The 19,717-nt window shown below is 49.8% G+C and carries 25 protein-coding genes; 17 read left to right on the top strand and 8 right to left on the bottom strand.

All coding sequences use genetic code 11. The features are described 5' to 3' along the window. The first annotated feature begins 44 nt into the window (after positions 1–44). From AC4E8B_RS23455 to AC4E8B_RS23445, 3 genes are all read left to right on the top strand, one after another. Positions 45–707 carry a DNA alkylation repair protein gene (locus AC4E8B_RS23455; protein WP_490215943.1) on the top strand — a complete coding sequence of 221 codons (663 nt, stop codon included), beginning with the start codon at positions 45–47 and terminating at the stop codon, positions 705–707. A 60-nt stretch (positions 708–767) separates the two neighbouring features. Next, a complete protein-coding gene (locus AC4E8B_RS23450) occupies positions 768–1,634 on the top strand; it encodes an HAD family hydrolase (RefSeq protein ID WP_490219863.1) in 867 nt (288 codons plus the stop codon). Positions 1,635–1,703: 69 nt separating this feature from the next. Continuing rightward, positions 1,704–2,789, top strand: coding sequence for a PQQ-dependent sugar dehydrogenase (locus AC4E8B_RS23445; protein ID WP_490215941.1), 1,086 nt, complete (start codon positions 1,704–1,706; stop codon positions 2,787–2,789). A 42-nt stretch (positions 2,790–2,831) separates the two neighbouring features. Here the strand turns inward: AC4E8B_RS23445 and AC4E8B_RS23440 are convergent, their stop codons facing one another. From AC4E8B_RS23440 to AC4E8B_RS23430, 3 genes are all read right to left on the bottom strand, one after another. Beyond that, positions 2,832–3,485 (bottom strand): TetR/AcrR family transcriptional regulator, encoded by a 654-nt coding sequence (locus AC4E8B_RS23440; RefSeq protein ID WP_490215939.1) that lies wholly within the window; start codon positions 3,483–3,485, stop codon positions 2,832–2,834. Positions 3,486–3,563: 78 nt separating this feature from the next. Further along, positions 3,564–4,592, bottom strand: a complete 1,029-nt coding sequence (locus tag AC4E8B_RS23435; protein ID WP_490215937.1) for an ABC transporter permease — start codon at positions 4,590–4,592, stop codon at positions 3,564–3,566. Next, the gene (locus AC4E8B_RS23430; protein WP_490215936.1) at positions 4,589–5,320 is read right to left on the bottom strand and encodes an ABC transporter ATP-binding protein; all 732 of its coding nucleotides are present in this window, start codon (positions 5,318–5,320) and stop codon (positions 4,589–4,591) included. Before AC4E8B_RS23430 ends, AC4E8B_RS23435 begins: the two co-directional genes overlap by 4 nt. A 176-nt stretch (positions 5,321–5,496) precedes the next feature. Between AC4E8B_RS23430 and AC4E8B_RS23425 the strand changes: the two genes are divergently transcribed. Further along, the gene (locus AC4E8B_RS23425) at positions 5,497–5,940 is read left to right on the top strand and encodes an SRPBCC family protein (RefSeq protein WP_490215935.1); all 444 of its coding nucleotides are present in this window, start codon (positions 5,497–5,499) and stop codon (positions 5,938–5,940) included. Positions 5,941–6,010: 70 nt separating this feature from the next. Here AC4E8B_RS23425 and bshB2 read toward each other — a convergent pair whose 3' ends face one another. From bshB2 to pdxK, 3 genes are all read right to left on the bottom strand, one after another. Continuing rightward, on the bottom strand, positions 6,011–6,676 hold the full coding sequence (gene bshB2, locus AC4E8B_RS23420) for a bacillithiol biosynthesis deacetylase BshB2 (RefSeq protein ID WP_490215933.1): 666 nt from the start codon (positions 6,674–6,676) through the stop codon (positions 6,011–6,013). A gap of 21 nt (positions 6,677–6,697) precedes the next feature. After that, a complete protein-coding gene (locus tag AC4E8B_RS23415; RefSeq protein ID WP_490215931.1) occupies positions 6,698–7,045 on the bottom strand; it encodes a YojF family protein in 348 nt (115 codons plus the stop codon). 125 nt (positions 7,046–7,170) lie between these two features. After that, positions 7,171–8,007, bottom strand: coding sequence for a pyridoxine/pyridoxal/pyridoxamine kinase (gene pdxK / locus AC4E8B_RS23410; RefSeq protein ID WP_490215930.1), 837 nt, complete (start codon positions 8,005–8,007; stop codon positions 7,171–7,173). A 260-nt stretch (positions 8,008–8,267) separates the two neighbouring features. On the opposite strand from pdxK, the gene AC4E8B_RS23405 reads away from it, so the two are divergent. The 9 genes from AC4E8B_RS23405 (at position 8,268) to AC4E8B_RS23365 (ending at position 16,025) form a co-directional block, all read left to right on the top strand. Beyond that, on the top strand, positions 8,268–8,939 hold the full coding sequence (locus AC4E8B_RS23405) for a response regulator transcription factor (protein ID WP_490215928.1): 672 nt from the start codon (positions 8,268–8,270) through the stop codon (positions 8,937–8,939). After that, complete coding sequence (locus AC4E8B_RS23400; RefSeq protein WP_490215926.1) at positions 8,936–10,315, top strand: sensor histidine kinase; 1,380 nt, start codon at positions 8,936–8,938, stop codon at positions 10,313–10,315. Before AC4E8B_RS23405 ends, AC4E8B_RS23400 begins: the two co-directional genes overlap by 4 nt. 591 nt (positions 10,316–10,906) lie before the next feature. Then, positions 10,907–11,818, top strand: a complete 912-nt coding sequence (locus AC4E8B_RS23395) for an ABC transporter ATP-binding protein (RefSeq protein WP_490215925.1) — start codon at positions 10,907–10,909, stop codon at positions 11,816–11,818. Then, positions 11,818–12,525 carry an ABC transporter permease gene (locus tag AC4E8B_RS23390; protein ID WP_490215923.1) on the top strand — a complete coding sequence of 236 codons (708 nt, stop codon included), beginning with the start codon at positions 11,818–11,820 and terminating at the stop codon, positions 12,523–12,525. Before AC4E8B_RS23395 ends, AC4E8B_RS23390 begins: the two co-directional genes overlap by 1 nt. Position 12,526: 1 nt before the next feature. Beyond that, positions 12,527–13,261: an ABC transporter permease gene (locus AC4E8B_RS23385; RefSeq protein WP_490215921.1), complete on the top strand. Its 735-nt coding sequence runs from the start codon at positions 12,527–12,529 to the stop codon at positions 13,259–13,261. A gap of 374 nt (positions 13,262–13,635) precedes the next feature. Then, on the top strand, positions 13,636–14,232 hold the full coding sequence (gene mobA / locus AC4E8B_RS23380) for a molybdenum cofactor guanylyltransferase (protein WP_490215920.1): 597 nt from the start codon (positions 13,636–13,638) through the stop codon (positions 14,230–14,232). Positions 14,233–14,304: 72 nt separating this feature from the next. Further along, positions 14,305–14,769, top strand: a complete 465-nt coding sequence (locus AC4E8B_RS23375) for a molybdenum cofactor biosynthesis protein MoaE (RefSeq protein WP_490215919.1) — start codon at positions 14,305–14,307, stop codon at positions 14,767–14,769. After that, positions 14,762–14,992 (top strand): molybdopterin converting factor subunit 1, encoded by a 231-nt coding sequence (gene moaD, locus AC4E8B_RS23370; RefSeq protein WP_490215917.1) that lies wholly within the window; start codon positions 14,762–14,764, stop codon positions 14,990–14,992. The genes AC4E8B_RS23375 and moaD overlap by 8 nt, the downstream gene beginning before the upstream one ends. Positions 14,993–15,005: 13 nt before the next feature. Continuing rightward, positions 15,006–16,025 carry a ThiF family adenylyltransferase gene (locus AC4E8B_RS23365; protein WP_490215915.1) on the top strand — a complete coding sequence of 340 codons (1,020 nt, stop codon included), beginning with the start codon at positions 15,006–15,008 and terminating at the stop codon, positions 16,023–16,025. A gap of 103 nt (positions 16,026–16,128) precedes the next feature. Here the strand turns inward: AC4E8B_RS23365 and AC4E8B_RS23360 are convergent, their stop codons facing one another. Beyond that, on the bottom strand, positions 16,129–16,452 hold the full coding sequence (locus tag AC4E8B_RS23360; protein WP_490215914.1) for a YflT domain-containing protein: 324 nt from the start codon (positions 16,450–16,452) through the stop codon (positions 16,129–16,131). Positions 16,453–16,634: 182 nt separating this feature from the next. Here AC4E8B_RS23360 and AC4E8B_RS23355 point away from each other — a divergent pair, with 182 nt between their 5' ends. From AC4E8B_RS23355 to AC4E8B_RS23340, 4 genes are all read left to right on the top strand, one after another. Then, entirely contained in the window at positions 16,635–17,414 is a 780-nt protein-coding gene (locus tag AC4E8B_RS23355) for a DUF4230 domain-containing protein (protein WP_490215913.1), read from the top strand. Beyond that, positions 17,398–18,072 carry a uracil-DNA glycosylase gene (locus AC4E8B_RS23350; protein WP_490215912.1) on the top strand — a complete coding sequence of 225 codons (675 nt, stop codon included), beginning with the start codon at positions 17,398–17,400 and terminating at the stop codon, positions 18,070–18,072. Before AC4E8B_RS23355 ends, AC4E8B_RS23350 begins: the two co-directional genes overlap by 17 nt. Before the next feature lie 385 nt (positions 18,073–18,457). Beyond that, positions 18,458–18,793 carry a YwdI family protein gene (locus AC4E8B_RS23345; RefSeq protein ID WP_490219862.1) on the top strand — a complete coding sequence of 112 codons (336 nt, stop codon included), beginning with the start codon at positions 18,458–18,460 and terminating at the stop codon, positions 18,791–18,793. A gap of 22 nt (positions 18,794–18,815) precedes the next feature. Continuing rightward, a complete protein-coding gene (locus tag AC4E8B_RS23340) occupies positions 18,816–19,187 on the top strand; it encodes a DUF423 domain-containing protein (RefSeq protein ID WP_490215911.1) in 372 nt (123 codons plus the stop codon). 34 nt (positions 19,188–19,221) lie between these two features. On the opposite strand, the gene gerQ is transcribed toward AC4E8B_RS23340, so the two are convergent. Continuing rightward, on the bottom strand, positions 19,222–19,716 hold the full coding sequence (gene gerQ, locus AC4E8B_RS23335; protein ID WP_490215910.1) for a spore coat protein GerQ: 495 nt from the start codon (positions 19,714–19,716) through the stop codon (positions 19,222–19,224). Position 19,717: the final 1 nt, after the last annotated feature.

The following is a 19,717-nucleotide window of genomic DNA, read 5'->3' as shown; positions in this document are numbered from 1 at the left end:
TTAGTAACCTATTTAGCAAAAAGTCAGAATGGGAGTTGAATGAAATGGATCTCAAACAGCTGGAAGAAAAATTCGAACTGCACAGAAATCCCGGGCAGGCAGTGCCGATGGAGAGATATATGAAAGGCAATTTCCCGTTTCTGGGAATCAGGACGCCGGAGCGAAGGAAACTGACAAAGGAGTTTTTTGCAGACACCGGAATCCTGAAGGAGCCCTTTCAGCATGAGCTGGTTTCGAAGCTGTGGAAGAAGGAAGAAAGGGAATATCAGTATGCAGCCTGTGATTATATAACAAGCTCCTTAAAGAAGCTTGTTAAAGAAGAAATGCTTTTTATGGAGAAATTGATTACAGAGAAATCCTGGTGGGATACTGTTGATACACTGGCGGCACATCCGGTCGGCCGCCTAGCATCCGATCATCCGGAAGATATTGAGAAGACGGTGAGAGGCTGGGCCTTTGGGAGCGATCTGTGGCTGAGAAGGACAAGCATCATTTTCCAGCTCCGGTACAAGCAAAATACAAGAGAAGATATCTTGTATGAATTCATCAGCCAAAACGCCGGCAGCAAGGAATTTTTCATCCAAAAAGCGATCGGCTGGGCATTGAGGGAGTATAGCAAGACAAATCCGGAGTCAGTCGGAAGCTTCATCAGCAGCACTTCGCTGGCACCCTTGAGCATCCGGGAAGGTAGCAAATATTTAAAGTAAGAAGGAAAAACTGATAGAATGCTACATAGATTGAAAAAACAATTAGTAGGTGAAAAAATCATGGTGAAATGCATCGCGATTGATATGGACGGGACACTGCTGACCGCAACCCAGCAGATTACAGAAGAAAACAAAAAAGCGATCCAAAAGGCACAGGCAGAAGGGGTAGAGGTTGTCATCGCCACAGGGAGATCCTATTTCGAAGCAAACTTCGTCCTCGAAGAAGCAGGAATACGCTGCCCGATGATCTGTGTGAATGGGGCCGAAGTAAGGTCCATCGATAAAGAAGTCATAGCCAGCAATCCGCTCGACAAGTCGACGGCAAGGACAGCGGGCATGGCACTCCTGCAAAACGGCGTATATTTCGAAGTGTACACAAACAAAGGCACTTACACGATTGATGCCGATAAAGGCGTTTCCATCATTGTCGATATTTTCATGAGCGGAAACCCTGAAGCTGATGTAGATGAAGTCATGAAGGCGGCAGAGGAAAGGTTTACAAAAGGGCTTGTCCAAAAGGTCGACAGCTACGATATCCTTTTTGATGATACAGAGCATCAAATTTACAAGCTCCTTGCTTTCTCATTCGACGCTGGAAGGCTTGCAGCGGCAAAGGAAGCCCTTTTGCCGCTTGAAGACGAAGGACTCGTCATCAGCTCTTCCGGTGAGGAAAACCTGGAGCTGACAAGCAAGCAGGCCCAAAAGGGCGTTGCGCTTGAAGTTTTCCTTGAAAAAAGCGGGACAGGCATCCAGGATGCAATGGCAATAGGCGATAACTATAACGATCTTTCTATGTTCAAACGCGTGGGCAGATCAGTCGCCATGGGCAATGCCGATGACATCATCAAGGCACAGTGCGACTTTGTTACGCTCACCAATGAAGAAAGCGGAGTTGCGAAAGCAATCCTGGATGCCATTGAGGCATAGGAAAATGACGGAACGGGCAGGCCTGTTTTTTGGACGTTTTGAAACCTTTATCTGAAAGGCGGAGATACTGTGAAAAAGTCAGCCCTATTCATGCTGCTCGGTCTGCTGGCAACGGCTGGCTGCTCGGCAGAAGAAAAATCGAATGAGACAGAGCCGCGGCAGCAGGAAAGCGAGGAGGCGGCTTCAGCCGTTCCGGAGGCGGAAGAAATTGCAGCCGATCTGAAGACCCCGTGGTCGATTGACCAGGCAGGCAGCACTTTTTATATGACCGAAAGGACAGGGAGCATTGTAAAAGCAGAAGAAGGCAGCATGCAGAGGCAGGAGGTCCGCTTGAAAAAGAAACTCTCACAGGCTTCAGAGGCCGGCCTGCTCGGCTTTGTCCTTTCCCCGGATTTTGAAAGCTCAGGAGAAGCTTTTGCGTATTATACCTATGAGGAAGGGGCCGTCCAGCAGAACCGGATCGCTGTCCTGAAGCAGACGGATGGTACATGGGAGGAAACAAGGCTGCTGCTCGATGGAATTCCAAGCGGCCAGTACCATCATGGCGGCCGGCTGAAAATCGGGCCCGACGGCAAGCTTTACGCAACAGCAGGCGATGCGGCTGCCGATCCCGAAATCGCCCAGGACCTCGATTCCCTCGGCGGAAAAATCCTGAGGATGAATCCCGATGGAACGGTTCCTGAAGATAATCCATTTGCCGGTTCTTATGTGTACAGCTACGGGCACCGCAATCCGCAGGGCCTGGCCTGGGCTGAAGACGGCAGCCTGTATGCCTCTGAGCATGGGCCTTCCGCCAATGATGAAATCAACCGGATTGAAGCCGGGAAGAATTATGGCTGGCCTGTCATCCAGGGCACGGAAGAGAAGGAAGGAATGGAAGCGCCGCTCTTCACCTCCGGGGAAGACAATACCTGGGCTCCCTCCGGAATAGCCATAAAGGACGGGAAGCTGTACGCCGCTGCCCTGAGGGGGACTGCAGTTCTTGAATTCAACCTGGAAACAGGAGAGCGAAAGGAACTCATCATCGGTGCCGGAAGGGTCAGGGATGTGCTGCTCTCCGATGATATCCTGTATTTTGCCAGCAATAATACGGATGGCCGCGGCAACCCGGGGCCGGGCGATGATAAGCTGTATAAAATCAGTGTTTCAGAATAGAAAAGAGGCAGGGCTCACTGAGCCCTGCCTCTTTGGCAGCTTTCAAGATCCGGGCGTAATCCCGTTCATGACAAAGCGGATGGTCCGCTCCACTTCAGCTTCATCATCCCATTGCGCCTCGGGCAGGAACAAATAGCGGATACCGACGTGGCCGATCAAAGCGCTGAAGGTCATCCGTACGATGCTTTGAGGCGGAATGCCGGATATGATCTGGCCCTGTTCCTGATAATATTCCACAATTTTTGCGAACTGCAGAAAAACTTTTTCGGCAATCTGTTCAATAAATCTTTTCTTCAAATCAGGATGAAAGGGAATTTCCTGTATCAGTATTTTGACAATCGGCAGGTTTTTCTTCAAAAAGGCAATCCGGTTGTCGAGCAGGGAACGCAGGAAATCCTCATAGCGGATCGGCCGCTGCTTCAGCACCTGCTCAATATCCTGGATAAGGTAAGGGGCCGCCAGATCGCTCATGATCGGCTCGATAATGGCGAGCAGAAGATCCTTTTTCGTTTTATAGTGCCGGAAAATCGTGCCCTCCGCCACACCTGCCAATTTTGCTATTTCACTCGTCGACGTTGCGGAATAGCCTTTCTCTGAAAACATTTGAATGGCCGCGAGCAGGATGCTTCGCTGCTTCTCTGTCAGTCCGGCCTGTTCTCCGAATAGATAATCAATCAGGGACTTTTGTTTAGGCATAATATGCTCCTTATACGACCGGTTTTCACCGTTTCTGATAAAGCCATTATAATCATATCCGGAGAAAAAGAGAAACAGCTAGATTTTCCGGTATCTTTTCAGTGCCAGGACATTGAACAGCGCAAAGGCAAGGGAGAAACCTGCCAGGACAAGAAGATCCGGATAGATCTCCCCGAAGCCATATCCGCGGACCATTACATCCCTTAAAGCATTCGCCGCATAATAGAGTGGTGTCAGCGGGCCGATCCAGCTGAGCCAGCCGGAGATCGTCTCCAGATTGAACAGCCCCGAAAAGAAGATCTGCGGCACGACCGCAAGCGGGATGAACTGGATCATCTGGAGCTCGTTATTGGCAAAAGCAGATAAAAAGATTCCGAGTGTAAGAGCTGTCAAGGAGAGCAGCAGGACAGTGACCAGCACATAAAGGAAAGAACCTTCCATTCTCATATCCAGCACATAAACGGCAAAAGAAGCAATAATGCCTGCCTGGAGCATGGTGAAAATGCCGAAGCCAACAATATAACCGCCTACGATCTCCCAGCGCCTCAAAGGACTGGCCAGCAGCCGTTCCAGCGTTCCGGTAGTCCTTTCACGCAAAAAGGAGACGCCTGCAATCAGGAAAACAAAGAAGAAGGTGAAAAATCCGACCAGGACCGGACCGAAATAATCGAATTGCCCCATATCCGATGAGCCGTGCAGCTGGCTGATCTTTAAGCCGGGCGCCTGATCTCCAGGCTGCAGCAGCCTGAACGCCTCCTGAAGCTCCTGTGCTGCTTCGCGGCTTACGCCGGGGTCGCTTCCTTCAAGCCTGACTGATGGTCTCTCATTCTCCATGAACAGATAGGCATCCAGCTTTCCTTCCTTTAAGTCCTTTTCGGCTTGGCCGGCCGAGTCATATTCTGTTATGTCTGCGTCCTGGAACTCAAGCCTTTCGGACCATTCTTGCGGAATGCCAGCCAGCCCGATCCCAGGTTTATATTCTTCGCCGTTAAAGACGAGATTCAGCATTGTTAAGATGAGGATCGGCGCGAGGATCATCAGTGCCATTGTCCGTTTATCGCGGATGAATTGCCTTAAAATCCTGATAGCCAGTGCGGACAGTCTCATTCCCCTGCACCTCCATATGCCAGAAAGGCTTCTTCGATCGTAGCTGCCTTTGTGTCCGCTTTTAATTCTGCCGGGCTGCCAGAAGCAATCAGCCTGCCATCCCGCAGCAGTCCGAGTCTGTCGCATTTTTCTGCCTCATCCATTACATGAGTGGTGATGATCAGTGTTTTCCCTTTCCGCTTCAGCTCCTGAAAGGCGGCCCAGATGCTCTTGCGCAGAACAGGATCAATTCCGACCGTCGGTTCATCAAGAATCAGGAGCTCGGGTTCATGAAGAAGGGAGATGGCAAGCGACAGCCGCCTTTTCATTCCGCCGGAATAGTTGGAGACAAGCTTATCCATGTGCTCAGATAATCCGACAACCTGCATGGATTCCTGCATCCGCTCTTTTTTGCGGCTGCCCTTCAAGCCATATAAGGAAGCAAAGAAAGATAAATTTTCTGCGGCAGTAAGTTCGCCGTAAAGAGCGTCTGATTGTGCCATATAGCCGATCCTTTCCAGAAGGCTTAAAGAGGGAACCTTCTCGCCGAATATAGTGATCTCTCCGGCATTGGGGATATCCAGTCCGGCAATTTGCTTAATCAGGGTGGTTTTGCCTGCACCGGAAGGTCCGAGCAGCCCATAGATTTCTCCCTGGCGGATGGCCAGGCTGAGCTCAGACAGAACTTCCTGGCTTCCAAATCTCCTGCTGACATTTTTAATAGAAACGAGCGGATTGTGATTACTCATGGTAAAATCACCTCTTCTTTAAAATGAGTGATTACTCACTTATATAGTAATTGTTTTATCGCGAATTGTAAAGTGAGTAATCACTCACTCATTTTTTAAATTTAACACTGACTCCCATCCCTGAAAAAGGTATAATGTTCTCTGTACCAGCAAATTTTTAAAACGGGGTGCAGAATATGGCTGATTTTAAATCAACTGTCATTATAAGAAGACCAGTAGCAGAAGTTTTCCAGTATGCCACAAACCCGGACAATGCGCCTGAGATCATGCCGAATGTCGTCAAGATGGAAAAGGCCACGGAAGGTCCGGTCGGGCCATCCGCGAAATTCATTGAAACAAGGATGATCAGAGGCAAGAAGGTTAAGGCCGAGATTGAATATACCCAATTTGAACAGGACAAGTCTTATACGGCAAAAAGCAATTCCAATGGATTGGTTGTTACGTATAATTATACATTCACGGAAATCGATGAAGGGACGCAGGTGGAGCTTGAGGCCAATATCCATACATCCGGCTTCATCATGTCCCTGACAAAGCCGATGCTCGTAAGGATCATCAAAAAAGAAGATGGCCGACAGCTTTCCTACCTGAAGCAGATGCTGCAGGGGGACGAAGAATAAAAAAAGAGCCCGGGGGCTCTTTTTTTTTTATGGATATGGTGCCTTCTGCTAAAGAAAGCCGCATCCGCTTTTAAAATTTATATGTCCAAAACCGTTCATTCTGGATCCAGGCTGTAGCCTGCGGGTCTTTATTTTTCAGCTTTTCCTCAGTTTGGGCAGCCATCAGCTGCGTCTGGGAAAGGTGTGCTTTAATGGCAGCAAGCTTCTGGTCGACGACGGCGCTGACATCATTGAGTACATCCGCTTCGCCAATCTCATCGACACAGTTATTGGAAAATGCGACGCAGTGAAGCTTCGGCCGGTCCTGCTCAGGCAGACGCTCCAGCGCCCTGACGACAGCAGCCCCTGTTGCATCATGGTCAGGGTGGACCGAGTAACCAGGATAAAATGAGATGACCAGCGACGGATTCACTTCCTCTACAATGGAGGAGAGATGGTCAGCGAGTAATTCTTCATCTTCAAATTCAATGGTTTTGTCACGATATCCGAGCATCCGCAAATCCTGGATCCCCAGGACGCGGGCAGCTTCCCTCAATTCTTTGCGGCGGATCAGCGGCAGACTCTCCCTGGTTGCAAAAGGAGGGTTCCCCAGATTGCGCCCCATCTGGCCAAGCGTCAGGCATGCATATGTAACAGGGGTCCCGCTGTTGACATGGGAAGCAATAGTGCCTGACACGCCAAATGCTTCATCATCAGGGTGCGGGAATATGACGAGTACATGTCTTTCCTTTTCCATTAGCTATTTCTCCTTCCACTTTTATTCAAACGGAGTCTCACTGATCTGCAGCGCCACAGCCAGCTTTCCGCTGTTATCATGGCCGGCCATCAGCAGGCGTCCGATTTCATCACTTTCAAAATGGGTGATGCCCTCTGCATACACCCAGCCAAATTCCATTTTCAAACCGACTCTGAATGGGCCGTCCCCGGTGATCTTCCCGTGTTCATATTTAAGGGAAGCGTTGCGGATATAGGCGCCGGCAGAGAAAAAGGACTCGTCGAAATGGGATGCGTACGCCCCATTGGTTGTTTCGAGGTGGACAAAGACATTTTTCCCGGCAAGCCGGCTGATCTCTTTTTGCACATCTTCTATTACGACAGGCTTCATGTATATGCCTCCTTTCAGCATAATGCTGCTGTTCCTTGAATGAGATTATTTTACTAAAAAAGGAATGGAAAAGCGAAATCGGCGCTTCCACATTCCTTTTCAGCAGCGGCAGTTTTCCTCCGCTATCAGATTTTCCGGCCTTCTGCTTTTTCGATCGAGCCATTGCTGCGGTACGCACCGTGCATCGTAGGACCCACATACTCGTTCAGTCGGAACCCGTGGCGGATCGCTTCCGTAATGAAGGATTTCGCGATTTCGACAGCTTCTGTCACGCTATGGCCCTTCGCAAGGCCTGCTGTCACAGCAGAAGAATAGGTGCAGCCTGCTCCATGCGTATAAACAGTGTCAATCAGCTCGTTTTCAAACAGGGTGAAGTCTTTGCCGTCGTATAGGAGGTCAGCCGCTTTTTCATGCTTGAGCTTGCTGCCGCCTTTGATCAATACATACTTCGCACCCATGTCATGAATTTTCGCTGCGGCTTCCTTCATATCATCAATGGTGCGGATCGGGCCGGTCTGCGCCAGCTGCCATGCTTCAAACAGGTTCGGCGTCACCACTGTTGCCCGCGGCAGGAGGAGCTCCCTCATCGCGTCAGTGGTTTCAGGGTTCAATACTTCATCTTCCCCCTTGCAGACCATAACAGGGTCGATGACTGTGTTGCCCAGCTTATTTTCATCCATGACCTTTGCCGCCAATTCAATGATTTCCACCGTTCCGAGCATGCCGGTCTTCATTGCATCGATGCCGACAGAAAGGATGGTTTCAAGCTGCGATTTCAGCGTTTCGATTGGCAGCGGATGCACATGATGATGCCATTGGTCTTTCGGGTCCATCGTGACGATCGTTGTCAGGGCAGTCATCCCATACACGCCGAGCTCCTGGAATGTTTTAAGGTCAGCCTGGATGCCCGCTCCTCCGCTAGTATCCGATCCAGCAATCGTAAGTACTTTCTTCATAGTCATGTCATGCGCCTCCCATTCTTGTTCTAATTATGATTATAACAATATTATCTCTCAGTACAATTGGAACGAATTGCAGGGACCTCTTTTCTTTTCGCCAAAATTTACCTATGATTAGGGAGTGAAGCGCCTGGGCCGCCTGTGGAAAACTGGGCATTAATTACGTCCACGGGGGACTGGCGCAGCTGTGGGATTAATATCGGAGTTTAAATATATATTTCCATATCTTTTGAAAAACAAAAGAAGATTGAGCGGTGATCAAGATGAAGAAAATCTTATATATCGAAGACGATAAAGAAATCGGCAAATGGACTAAAGATTATCTTTTAGAAAAAGGCTACTCGGTCGATTGGCTGCAGTCAGGAGAGGGGGCGGCCCATGCAGCAGCAGGTGCGGACCTGGTCATCCTCGATCTGATGCTGCCCGGGCTTGACGGTTTTACGGTCGGCCAGCGCCTGAAGAAGGATGTACCCGGGATCCCAATCCTGATGCTGTCGGCCCGGACGGCTGTCGATGATAAGCTGCAGGGCCTGCAGTTTGCTGATGATTACCTGACAAAGCCATTTCATCCGGAAGAGCTGGCGGCGAGGATCGATGTGCTTCTCCGGCGGTATGGGAAGCCGGAACAGAGCCATCTCAGGATTCGCCATCTCGAGATCAGCCTGGGGGAAAACCGCATCACCGATACAAGGAGCGGCGAAGAAATCCTCCTGACAGGCAAGCAGCACCAGATTTTCATGTACATGCTCCGTCACCCGAACCAGATTCTCACAAAAGAGCAGATTTTTGAGGCAGTCTGGGGAGAGCCCTATATCGACGGTGATAAAACCTTGATGGTCCACATCCGCTACCTGCGTGAAAAAATTGAAGAAAATCCCGGCTCGCCTGCCATCCTTGAAACGATCAGGGGCATCGGCTACAGGGTGAAGCAATGAAGCCAAAATCGCTGCAGGGCAGATATCTGCTCATCATCCTGCTGGCGCTGGTGCTCATGCCGATCACGTTTCCGCTCGTTTCTGTTCTTTTCCATATTCCTTTTTCCATGCAGGAACATGACCCGAATCTCTACGAAGACAGCAAAGGAATTGAATCAATGTGGAAGAAAGAAGGAGAGAAGCTCGGCGGCAGGACGGAAGAAGAAATCAATGAAAGACTGCTGAAGCTGAAGCAAAAATACAGCAAGGCAAGCATCTTCTGGGTCGACGGTCAGGGGAGCACAAAGCTGAAGCTTCCTGAGCAAATAAAGATCCCGGCTCAGTGGGACCCGATGTACACAATCGATTTCATGAAAACGAACCGCGGCCTTGAAGCTGACCCCTATACCGTCGTTTCATTCATCGGGCCAGGTAAATCGGAAGGCTTTATGGTCATCCAGGTTCCGCGGGGGGAAATGGATACAGAATGGGAGAAAGTAAGCAGAAGCTATGACTATTATTATCTGATTGCCACCTTTGGGGTGCTGGGATTGTTCCTGTTTGTGTCATGGATTTTCTTTTACAGGATCCGCCAAAGGCTGCTCCGCCTCCAGGAGGCGATGGACAAACCGGCTGAAGGCGGGATCCCGCTGCCGATTGCCATTGAAAAAAAGGATGAGATCGGCCAGCTCGAAGGTGCCTTCAACCGGATGATCGACCAGCTTGAAACAGGCAGGCAGCGGGAGCGGGAAGAAGAAGAGCTGCGGCGCCAGCTGATCGCCAATCTGTCCCATGACCTCAGAACACCGCTGACAACAATCAGGGGCCATGCCTATTCTTTGAAAAAAGAAATATATACGGAAAAAGGGCAGGAATCTCTCGAACTCATTGACAATAAAATCAGCTATCTGGGCCAGCTGATCGAAAACCTGCTTTCCTACACACTCCTAACATCCGGCAAGTATCCATATAATCCAGAAAAAACCGATATCGTCCGGCTGGTGAAAACCTCGGCAGCCGCCTGGTATCCGGTTTTTGAAAATGAAGGATTTGAGCTTGATATCGAGCTGCCGGATAAGAGCATCTTCTGGGAACTGGACGGGCAATGGATGAACCGCATCCTCGATAATCTGTTTCAAAACATCCTCCGGCACGCCGCCCAGGGCAAATATGTCGGCGTCCTGCTGGATGAGGACAAGGAAATCCTCACTATCAAAGATAAAGGCCCGGGAATGACAGGCGAATCGACTGGCAAAGGCGCCGGCATCGGCCTCTCCATTGCTGCTCTCATGCTGAAGGAAATGGATCTTGATCTTCATATTAACAGCAGCAGCGGCGGGACGGAGATGGTGATTGGGAGGAAAGGGGATTCGGGAATAGGGCATAAGGATGGATAAATATTGGTGGAGGGTTCGGATTCCATATATCCGGGCCTTTTTTGTCGCTGAAATGGGTTATAACTGATAATGGGGGCTGTTGATTTCCGTTCCAGGCACTTCGCTTTCCGCGGGGCGGCGCTGAGCCTCCTCACGCTCCGCGCTGCGGGGTCTCAGCTCTGCCGCTGCAATCCCGCAGGAGTCTACGTGCCTTGCACTCCAATCAACAGGGCTTATAAAATTTGGTTTGTCATTGAGTAGCTCTAATATTTTTCATATTTAATCTAACCGCGATGTTGATTAATGGTAATAAATGTATAATATGTAGAATAACTAAAAATTTATGTAGAATCTTTTAATTTTTATGTAGAATAATTGAAAATTTATGTAGAAAACCGCCGAATTTAGGTAGAATCAGCCGGAATTCATGCTGTGGGCACCAACGGGTTCTAAGACAGCTAGATTTCCTCAACAAAAACACCTCAAATCTGCCCCAGACCAGCTGAAAATCAGGCAGGCATGCTAACTTCCATCCTTTTTTAAACCAAATTTAAACTTCCCTGCACCCCCAGCTTAACCTTCGCGGGATAAGATGGTTCCGAGGTGAAGAAAATGAGCGAATTAATATTGGAAACGAATGGTTTAACAAAAAAGTTTGGAAAACGGAATGCGGTCGAAAATGTAGACCTGCGGCTGGCGAAAGGTGAAATATACGGATTTCTCGGTCCGAACGGTGCGGGCAAGACTACTACAATCCGGATGCTGCTCGGGCTGGCCAGGCCGACGGGCGGATCCATCCACATCTTTGGCAAGGATCTGAAAAAAGAGAAGCTGCAGATCCTCCGCAAGATAGGTTCCCTTGTTGAGTATCCATCCTATTACGGACATCTGACTGCCATCGAAAATCTTGAGGCTCTCCGCAGGATCCTCGAGGTGCCAAAATCCAGGATCGATGAAGTGCTTAGCATCGTCCGCTTGTCAAATGAAGCGAAGCGGCCGGTAAAAGGCTTTTCACTTGGGATGAAGCAGCGGCTCGGAATCGCCGCCGCCCTGCTTGCGAATCCCGAGCTGCTGATCCTGGACGAGCCGACGAACGGACTGGACCCATCCGGCATCCTGGAAATCCGCGAGCTGATCAAAAGCATGCCGGCACAGCATGGGATGACCATCCTCGTCTCTAGCCATCTACTATCAGAGATCGATCAGATGGCAACACAGGTGGGCATCATCTCCAAAGGGTCAATGATCTTCCAGGATTCGATCCATGTTCTCAGGCAGAAATCAAACAGCCGGATCAGCATAACAGTCAATGAAACAGAGAAGGCCTGGAGGGCGCTCCTGTCAAACGGCATCCAGGCAGAAAAAGAGCGGGATCATCTGCTGCTTGACGGGACAGACACCCAGGTTGCCGCGGCTGTGGAAACATTGGTCCGCCATGATGTTTCTGTGTACCGTGTCCAGGAGCAGCGAAAAACGCTCGAGGACATCTTCCTGGAGCTGACAGGAGAAGGGGGAAGCCTGTGATGCTGAACATGCTTTCCGCTGACTTCCTGAAAATTAAAAGAAAAATGATCTGGTTTCTTGTTTTTCTCGGCCCGTTTGGCGTCGTTGCTCTTGAAGGGGTCAATTTCGGGCTCCGCTATGAGTATTTAACGGGAGTCTATGAGAAGGATTTATGGAGAGGGCTGATCGGTGAAGCAAGCTTCCTCAGCATTCCTGCCATCATGCTCGGACTTGCGCTTGTCACCAGTATGATTGCCAATATCGAGCATCAGACAAATGCATGGAAGCAGCTCCTGGCCCTTCCGGTTTCAAAAGGGAAAGTATTTACATCCAAGTTTCTATTGGCAGCCATCTTATTGTTCCTTTCCTGTGTGCTGCTGTTCTTTGGATTGATCATCCTGGGAATCATCCTTGGCTTTGGCACTGACATTCCCTTCCTTCACCTGGCAAAATCGGTGTTTTTTCCTTATATGGCCGGGATGCCCTTCATTGCGCTGCAGTTATGGATTTCCATCACCATGAAAAATCAGGCCATCCCGCTGACGGCTGGCATCCTGGCGACGGTACTGACGCTGTTTTCCGTGAAATTCCCGGACTGGGTTCCATTGAAATGGCTCTTCCTTGAAAGCTGGGGCGGTCCTTTTTATTCGGCACTGGCCGGTGTCCTGCTCGGCACAGCCATCTATTTGACCGGGATGATCGATTTTTCCAGAAAGGAAGTGAAATAGCATGATCAATCTATTAAGTTCTGAATGGCTGAAGCTAAGAAAGTCTTCTATCTGGCTGCTTATGTTTATAAGCCCGCTGCTTGCTGCTCTGGCCGGTTTTGCTGAAGCGGATTACCCCGGGATGGAAGGAAAGATGCAATGGCTTTACACTCTCAGCAGCATGGCCTTCGTTCATGCACTGCTGTTCCTGCCGCTCTTGACCGGTGTATTCTCTGCATTTGTCTGCCGCTATGAGCATCTTGGCGGAGGCTGGAAGCAGCTGCTGTCACTGCCGGTTTCCCGGAGGAATGTATATATCGTGAAATTCAGCCTTGTCATGGGTCTGATCGCTGTCTCCCAGCTGCTTTTTTTAGGCGGCCTGCTGCTTGTGGCACAGATGAAAGGGTTTGACGCACCGATTCCATGGAAAGTCATCCTGGAAAGCATAGCCGGCGGCTGGGTTGCCTGCCTTCCGGTCGCGGCCCTGCAAATGTTTGTTTCTGCCGCATGGTCCAGCTTTGCCGCACCGCTGGCCATCAATGTGGTTTTTACACTCCCAAACATTCTGATAGCCAACTCAGAAACCTATGGCCCGTTCTATCCATGGGCACAGCCGTTTCTGACAATGATCCCGCGGATGGGAGAAGAATTCGGGGCACTGAATGCCTCCATGGAAACCCTGCTGATCGTCATCCTCGGAGGCTTCGCCCTGTTTTTCCTATCAGGATTGACGTACTTTCAGCACAAGGAGATTTAACATCCGGTTTGTGTAGACAAATGGGAGCGGATTTTCGTAGGTAAAAAAAATATAGTCTTGAAACATTGCTGCTGTTTTCCGTTCCAGGCACTTCGCTTTCCGCAGGGCGGCGCTGAGCCTCCTCCCTCTCCGCGGTGCGGGGTCTCAGCTTTGCCGCTGCAATCCCGCAGGAGTCTACGTGCCTTGCACTCCAAATAGCAGGCCTTTTAAAATTTTTTGGCAAAACCTTATCCACGCTCGAGTTTGTTATCCCATTGCCACACTTGACCCGTTTTACCATCCAGCACCCTCCCCATGGGTGTTTTTTCCTCTACCTATTAATCCACCATTAAGAAAGCTACAATAGATACATATACCAAAAAGGGGGCATCGGAATGAGTGCGACAGGAATCATCCTTGCTGGCGGGCGCTCAAGCCGGATGGGCCAGAACAAGGCGCTGCTCAGCTTAGGGGGGGCAACGGTCATCGAGCGGGTGCGCGATGAGCTGAAAAAGGTTGCCCAGGACATCATCATTGTCACCAGCTCCCCGGAAGACTATCGATTTCTTGGCTGCACGCTGGCCGCAGACATCTATCAGGATGGAGGGCCGCTGGCTGGACTCCATGCAGGCCTGAAAAACTCGCAATCAGACTATAATCTTGTCGCCGCCTGTGATATGCCGTTTCTCTCAGCCGGGCTCGGACGCATCCTTTTAAACGAGCTGGGCGAATGCCAGGCCGCTGTCCCGGAAATCTCCGGACAGCTTCATCCCTTGTTCGGTGCCTATCACAAGGGGTTATGCCGGAGAGCAGAGGAAATGCTGGAGGCAGGCGACCGGAAAATGAGAAATCTGCTCACAGAAGACAGCCGGATTTTATCAGAGAAAGAGCTATTGGAAAAAGGCTGGGCCGGTGCAGAAGCCTGTTTGTTCAATATGAACCATCCTTCCGAATACGAGCAGGCTAAGCGCATGCTCGGCAGGGAATCTTAAGATTGGGAATGGGAAGCCAATCCTGCTATTCTATATAGATAAAAACATGGAAAAGCCTAAGAGGTGAGAAAAATGGATTTTGAACTATCAAAAGAGCCGATCAATGTGCAGGCTGTCACTGATAAAGTCATCCAGCGGAATGCAGGGGCGGTCACCGTGTTTATCGGGACGGTCAGGGAGCTGACGGGCGGCAAAAAAACATTGTATCTCGTTTATGAAGCCTATGAATCAATGGCAGTGAAGAAGCTTGAGCAGATCGGCCATGAAATAGAAGAAAAATGGGAAGGCGCCAAGGCAGCCATCACCCACCGGACAGGCAGACTGGATATTACCGATATAGCCGTCGTTATTGCTGTATCAACTCCGCACAGGGCGGATGCCTATGAAGCAAACCGCTATGCTATCGAAAGAATCAAGGAAATAGTCCCTATCTGGAAAAAGGAACACTGGGAGGACGGGGAAGAGTGGATCGGCAACCAGCTTGAAACCGTTTCTTATCAGACTGGCCGGCCGGAAAAGGAGGATCTGGATGAATAAAGTCAAACTGTTTGCCCATTTGCGTGAAAGTGCAGGCCAGGAAGAAATCGAGCTTGAGGCGGCAGGCAAGACGATCAATGAATTGAAAGCAATCCTGACCGAAGCCTACCATCTTAATCTGGAAACTGTAATGACAGCGGTGAACGAAGAATTTGCCCTGGATCATGAGCTGATCCAAGAGGGAGATGTTATTGCTTTTATCCCTCCGGTCAGCGGCGGCTGAGGAGGGAATTAGCTTGGACGATAGATATTCGCGCCAGACGCTGTTTCCCGGAATCGGCACGGCCGGACAGGAGAAGATCGCCCGGAAGCACGTCCTCATCATCGGAGCCGGGGCGCTTGGGTCGGGCTGTGCGGAGCTTCTCATCCGGGCCGGAATTGGAAGGCTGACCATCATTGACAGAGATTATGTGGAAGAAAGCAATCTCCAGAGGCAGCAGCTTTATGGCGAAAAAGATGCCAGGGAAAAGCTGCCGAAAGCGAAGGCAGCAGAAAGGCGGCTGAAGGAAATTAATTCTTCTGCCAGCTTAGACTGCATCGTCGGGGATGCTGATCCTTCGCTGCTGGCTGAGCTTGCGCCTGGAACGGATCTGATGATTGATGCGACTGACAATTTTGAAACGAGAATGGTCATCAATGATCTGTCCCAGAAGCTTGGAATACCCTGGATTTACGGAGCCTGTGTCGGCAGCTTCGGAATGAGCTTTACCGTGGTCCCCGGCAAGACCCCATGCCTGAATTGCCTTCTGAAGGCCGTTCCTCTGCAGGGTCTTACCTGTGATACAGGCGGCATCATCGGGCCGGCCGTTCAGATGACTGTAGCCCATCAGGGTGCAGAGGCACTGAAAATCCTGGCAGAAAACTGGGACGCAGTCAGGACCTCATTCGTAAGCTTCGATCTCTGGCACAGCCAGTATACAAACATGAAAACGGCAAAAGCCAAGGATCCGGGCTGTCCTTCATGCGGGTCTGAAAGGACCTATCCATACCTGGAGCAGGATAACCGGACAAGGACTGCTGTGCTTTGCGGCCGGGATACCGTCCAGATCCGCCCGCCGGGCAAGCACGACCTTGACCTCGAAGAGCTGGCCGGGCAGCTGGAGCGGCTCGGCTATGAAGTAAAAGGCAATCCGTATCTCCTGTCTGCCGGGCTTGGCAGCGAAAGGGCCGTCTTTTTCAGTGACGGCCGGGCGCTCATCCATGGAACGAAGGATGAAGCCCATGCCAAATCCATATACCAGCGCCTGCTGGGCTGAATGCAAGAACCCCCTCTGCAGGGCAGCAGAGGGGGTTCTTGTTTGCAGTGAATAAGAAAACCGCCCCGGAGAGATGCTCCGGGGCGGTTTTCGGGTTCCTATATTATTCGTTTGAGCCTACGATGACAAGCTTGCCTTCATCAAGCACTTTTTCATACTGCTCAGCTTCAACCTTTGAAAGGCCTAATGATTCAAACTTGTTGCGGAGCTCATCGCCGCGCTTATTGAACATATTGCCGACAGAATCAAATAAACCCTGTTCCTTTAAGCCGACACTGCCAGTGTTGGTAGCATCCGTCAAATCTTCGGAGCGGTTTTCGTCATGCGCAAAAATAAAGATATTGTCCTTTTCATAGCCTTCTGCCGTTAATGTTTTAATAGTGTCCGTTGCTTGTACGCCGTTTTCACAAACCTCAATTTTATACATGAATAATTCCTCCTCTAATTTTTTGGACAATGTGCCTGTCCGCTTATTCTTTTATTTATCCTTTTTTTTCATTCTTAAACTTCGTTTTCTTTTTGAAGTTATACTCTGTTTCAGCAAAATTTTACAAAAAAGGCGGTTCTCATTTTATAATGGAAAAGAACGGGTATAGAAAAGGAGCGGAAATGTTGAAAAAAGAACAGGAAGTATTAGAACAGATGGAGGCGCTTATGAAGGAGCTGAAAACTTCCCGCAGGCAGGCTGCAAGTGCCGCCGCTCTTGAGGGCAGCGGGGGCGGATTCACATTTTTGCGGTTTTTGCGCTACGGCTTCAGGAAGTGGAGCTGGAAAATCGGGCTGCTTTTATTATCGTTAATTATGATCGGGATTCTGCTTACAGCAGGAATCTTTTATTTTTATACAGGAGCATCAGTTAAAGAAGAGAAAGGCAGTTTTGTAGAACAGATGCGCGGGCTGTCAACGCTAGCATCGTCACAGGCACTTGTGAAAGCAGTGATTGAGAAAGAAGACAATGAATTATTCGGCAGGCAGATAGAAACGGATCTGCCTGGGACAAAGCGGAAGCTGCTGCTGATTGTGCCGGGAACGGTAACAGCCGGCGTCGATCTTGGGCAGATTGGTGAAAATGACATCAAGGTGTCAGAGGAGGACAAGAGGATTGAGGTTTCCCTTCCGAAGGCAAGCATCCTCGAAGAACCGTCACTCGACCTGGAGGGTGTCCAGACCTTTTCGGCTGCCGGCATTTTTCGGGATGATGTGGACTGGGATGAGGCATACAGCCTTGCAGCAGAGGCTAAGAATCAGGTGAAGGCTGAAGCGATTGACCAGGGAATCCTTGAGCTGGCTGAGAAAAATGCTGAAAAAACGATCAGCGAATTTTTTGGCAGGCTCGGCTATGAGGCCTCTATCAGCTATAAGGAGGAGCAGGATGCATCTATTAAATAACCGCTGGGGCGAGCTTTTGGAAGAGGAGTTCGAAAAAGAGTATTTTCATGAGCTGGAGGCATTCCTGGAAGAAGAATATGCCAGCGGGAAGGTCTATCCGGCCAGGGAAGATATTTTCAACAGCCTGAAATATACCGATTATGAGGATGTGAAAGTGGTCATCCTGGGGCAGGACCCGTACCACGGACCCGGCCAGGCGCATGGATTGAGCTTTTCGGTCAAGCCGCAGACCAGGATTCCTCCGTCCTTAAGGAATATCTTCAAGGAGCTGCATGAAGATTTAGGCTGCGAGATCCCGGATAACGGCTATCTGGTCAGCTGGGCGGAGCAGGGAGTCCTGCTGCTGAATACCGTTTTGACCGTGCGGAAGGGTGAAGCCCATTCTCATAAAAACAAAGGATGGGAACACTTCACTAATGCCGTCATCACCCTGCTGAATGAAAGGGAAAAGCCGGTCGTATTCCTTCTTTGGGGGAAGCCTGCCCAGGAAAAGGCAAAGCTGATTGATAACCCCCGGCATATCATTCTTAAATCAGTCCACCCCAGCCCATTATCAGCAAGAAGAGGATTCTTTGGCAGCCATCATTTTTCAAAAACCAATCAGATTTTGAAGAATAATGGGGAAGAAGAAATCAGCTGGGAGATACCGGATCTCTAATTCGCCATGTTTCACGTGGAACGGAAACTGCATATGGGAAAAATGCCGTCGAAAGCCGACGGCATTTTTTATATGTTTAGTAGGATAACTGTCAGAGTTATAGGATGTATAATGGGCATAAGTCATGTACAATAGAAACCGATAACCAAAATGACTTGGAAATAACACTCTGCAAAGGATGACAGGTTTGAACAGCAATCAGCCAAATTGCTTTTTGTGCAAGCATTTCTATGTGACATGGGACCGGCAGTATCCGAAAGGGTGCAGGGCATTTCAATTCAAAGGAAGGCAGCTGCCATCGAAAGAGGTGGAGAGGGCTTCGGGCCATCCTTGCCTCAAATTTGAGGAAAAGGCAAAGTGATTCAGGCTGGCTTGAATAGCTTTGATGCCTGCTGCCGAAAATGGAGCTGTAGAGATTCAGGAAAAAGAGGTGAACAGTATGCAGATACCTGTTGGAAATCTGCTGGGCAAGATCGAAAAAGAGCTTCAGGAGGCAAAATCGAGCTCTTCTGAGGAAATGATCCGGCAGCGGGTATATTCTATAAAAGCTTTGTGCGAGCTGCTTCTGGAAGGTGAGAAGGCAAGTTCAGAGCCGGTGCGGCCGGCTGCATCTTATACTCCTCAGCCTGTCCAGGAAAGTGTGCCGCTGGCTTCGATCCAGCAGCCAAAGAAGATGAATATGGAAAATGAAGCGAACGGAGATTCAATTTTTGACTTTTAACAGTCAATGAAGAGGTGTAATCATGAAAACTTTTATCATAATCGGTGCTATAAATGCGTTCCTGTCTGTTGCTCTCGGTGCTTTCGGCGCCCATGGACTTGAAGGGAAAGTTGAACCAAAATATCTTGAAACATGGAAAACAGGCGTCACTTATCAAATGTTCCATGCCACCGGGCTCCTGATCATCGGAATCCTGCTGGGGCGTCTGCCGGCGACGGCCTTATTATCCTGGTCCGGCTGGCTGATGCTGGTCGGGGTCATCTTATTCTCCGGAAGTTTGTACGTCCTGACACTTACAAAAATCAGTGTGCTCGGCGCCATCACGCCGCTTGGCGGAGTCGCTTTCCTTGCTGCATGGGTCCTCCTGATCATTGCCGCAGTTAAATATCTTTAAAAAAAGGGCCTGGCTGCATAAGCCAGGCTTTTCATTATCTCGGCGGAAAGGCTGCCATCCCAGGAGCCGCACCATATGGATAGTCGTACTCAATTTCCTCATCGAATGTAATATAATCCAAGTAAATCATTGGAATCAGGTAGCGGGTCCCTGACTGCGGATCGCTCAAGATCAGGTGATCCCTTCCGGCTGCTTCAATGATTCCCTTGAAAATCTTCGCATTCCACTCCCGGTTGTTTTCAAATGTGGCATAAACGGTTGCCAGCTTTCCCTTATTCAGGCGAAGGATATTTTCAATATACGATTGCTCAATAGGAAGCATCCCGGGAACCTGTGAAACGGGTGAAGCTGAAGCCGGGGACGTGGTGAGCATGGAACCGGCCGGCATTTGCGGGTAGACCTGCTGAGCGCCGTATCCCTGTGCCTGTGTGCCGGCCCCATAGTAAGGCTGCTGCTGTTGCTGCTGCTGATAAGGCGGATAGGTGCGGTAATCAACGTATTGCTGCTGCGGTACAGATTGCTGTTTCAAA

It is taken from the genome of Bacillus sp. SRL543, from assembly GCF_984799205.1.
Note: the sequence above shows the minus strand (reverse complement) of the source record. Positions and strands in the feature narration are given on the sequence as shown.

What these genes read in the sequence shown, in the direction of transcription:
- AC4E8B_RS23455 (WP_490215943.1), top strand. Translation starts at nt 45, where the DNA reads ATGGATCTCAAACAGCTGGAAGAAAAATTCGAACTGCACAGAAATCCC.
- AC4E8B_RS23450 (WP_490219863.1), top strand. Translation starts at nt 768, where the DNA reads ATGGTGAAATGCATCGCGATTGATATGGACGGGACACTGCTGACCGCA.
- AC4E8B_RS23440 (WP_490215939.1), bottom strand. Translation starts at nt 3,485, where the DNA reads ATGCCTAAACAAAAGTCCCTGATTGATTATCTATTCGGAGAACAGGCC.
- AC4E8B_RS23435 (WP_490215937.1), bottom strand. Translation starts at nt 4,592, where the DNA reads ATGAGACTGTCCGCACTGGCTATCAGGATTTTAAGGCAATTCATCCGC.
- AC4E8B_RS23430 (WP_490215936.1), bottom strand. Translation starts at nt 5,320, where the DNA reads ATGAGTAATCACAATCCGCTCGTTTCTATTAAAAATGTCAGCAGGAGA.
- AC4E8B_RS23425 (WP_490215935.1), top strand. Translation starts at nt 5,497, where the DNA reads ATGGCTGATTTTAAATCAACTGTCATTATAAGAAGACCAGTAGCAGAA.
- bshB2 (WP_490215933.1), bottom strand. Translation starts at nt 6,676, where the DNA reads ATGGAAAAGGAAAGACATGTACTCGTCATATTCCCGCACCCTGATGAT.
- AC4E8B_RS23415 (WP_490215931.1), bottom strand. Translation starts at nt 7,045, where the DNA reads ATGAAGCCTGTCGTAATAGAAGATGTGCAAAAAGAGATCAGCCGGCTT.
- pdxK (WP_490215930.1), bottom strand. Translation starts at nt 8,007, where the DNA reads ATGACTATGAAGAAAGTACTTACGATTGCTGGATCGGATACTAGCGGA.
- AC4E8B_RS23405 (WP_490215928.1), top strand. Translation starts at nt 8,268, where the DNA reads ATGAAGAAAATCTTATATATCGAAGACGATAAAGAAATCGGCAAATGG.
- AC4E8B_RS23400 (WP_490215926.1), top strand. Translation starts at nt 8,936, where the DNA reads ATGAAGCCAAAATCGCTGCAGGGCAGATATCTGCTCATCATCCTGCTG.
- AC4E8B_RS23395 (WP_490215925.1), top strand. Translation starts at nt 10,907, where the DNA reads ATGAGCGAATTAATATTGGAAACGAATGGTTTAACAAAAAAGTTTGGA.
- AC4E8B_RS23390 (WP_490215923.1), top strand. Translation starts at nt 11,818, where the DNA reads ATGCTGAACATGCTTTCCGCTGACTTCCTGAAAATTAAAAGAAAAATG.
- AC4E8B_RS23385 (WP_490215921.1), top strand. Translation starts at nt 12,527, where the DNA reads ATGATCAATCTATTAAGTTCTGAATGGCTGAAGCTAAGAAAGTCTTCT.
- mobA (WP_490215920.1), top strand. Translation starts at nt 13,636, where the DNA reads ATGAGTGCGACAGGAATCATCCTTGCTGGCGGGCGCTCAAGCCGGATG.
- AC4E8B_RS23375 (WP_490215919.1), top strand. Translation starts at nt 14,305, where the DNA reads ATGGATTTTGAACTATCAAAAGAGCCGATCAATGTGCAGGCTGTCACT.
- moaD (WP_490215917.1), top strand. Translation starts at nt 14,762, where the DNA reads ATGAATAAAGTCAAACTGTTTGCCCATTTGCGTGAAAGTGCAGGCCAG.
- AC4E8B_RS23360 (WP_490215914.1), bottom strand. Translation starts at nt 16,452, where the DNA reads ATGTATAAAATTGAGGTTTGTGAAAACGGCGTACAAGCAACGGACACT.
- AC4E8B_RS23355 (WP_490215913.1), top strand. Translation starts at nt 16,635, where the DNA reads ATGTTGAAAAAAGAACAGGAAGTATTAGAACAGATGGAGGCGCTTATG.
- AC4E8B_RS23350 (WP_490215912.1), top strand. Translation starts at nt 17,398, where the DNA reads ATGCATCTATTAAATAACCGCTGGGGCGAGCTTTTGGAAGAGGAGTTC.
- AC4E8B_RS23345 (WP_490219862.1), top strand. Translation starts at nt 18,458, where the DNA reads ATGCCTGCTGCCGAAAATGGAGCTGTAGAGATTCAGGAAAAAGAGGTG.
- AC4E8B_RS23340 (WP_490215911.1), top strand. Translation starts at nt 18,816, where the DNA reads ATGAAAACTTTTATCATAATCGGTGCTATAAATGCGTTCCTGTCTGTT.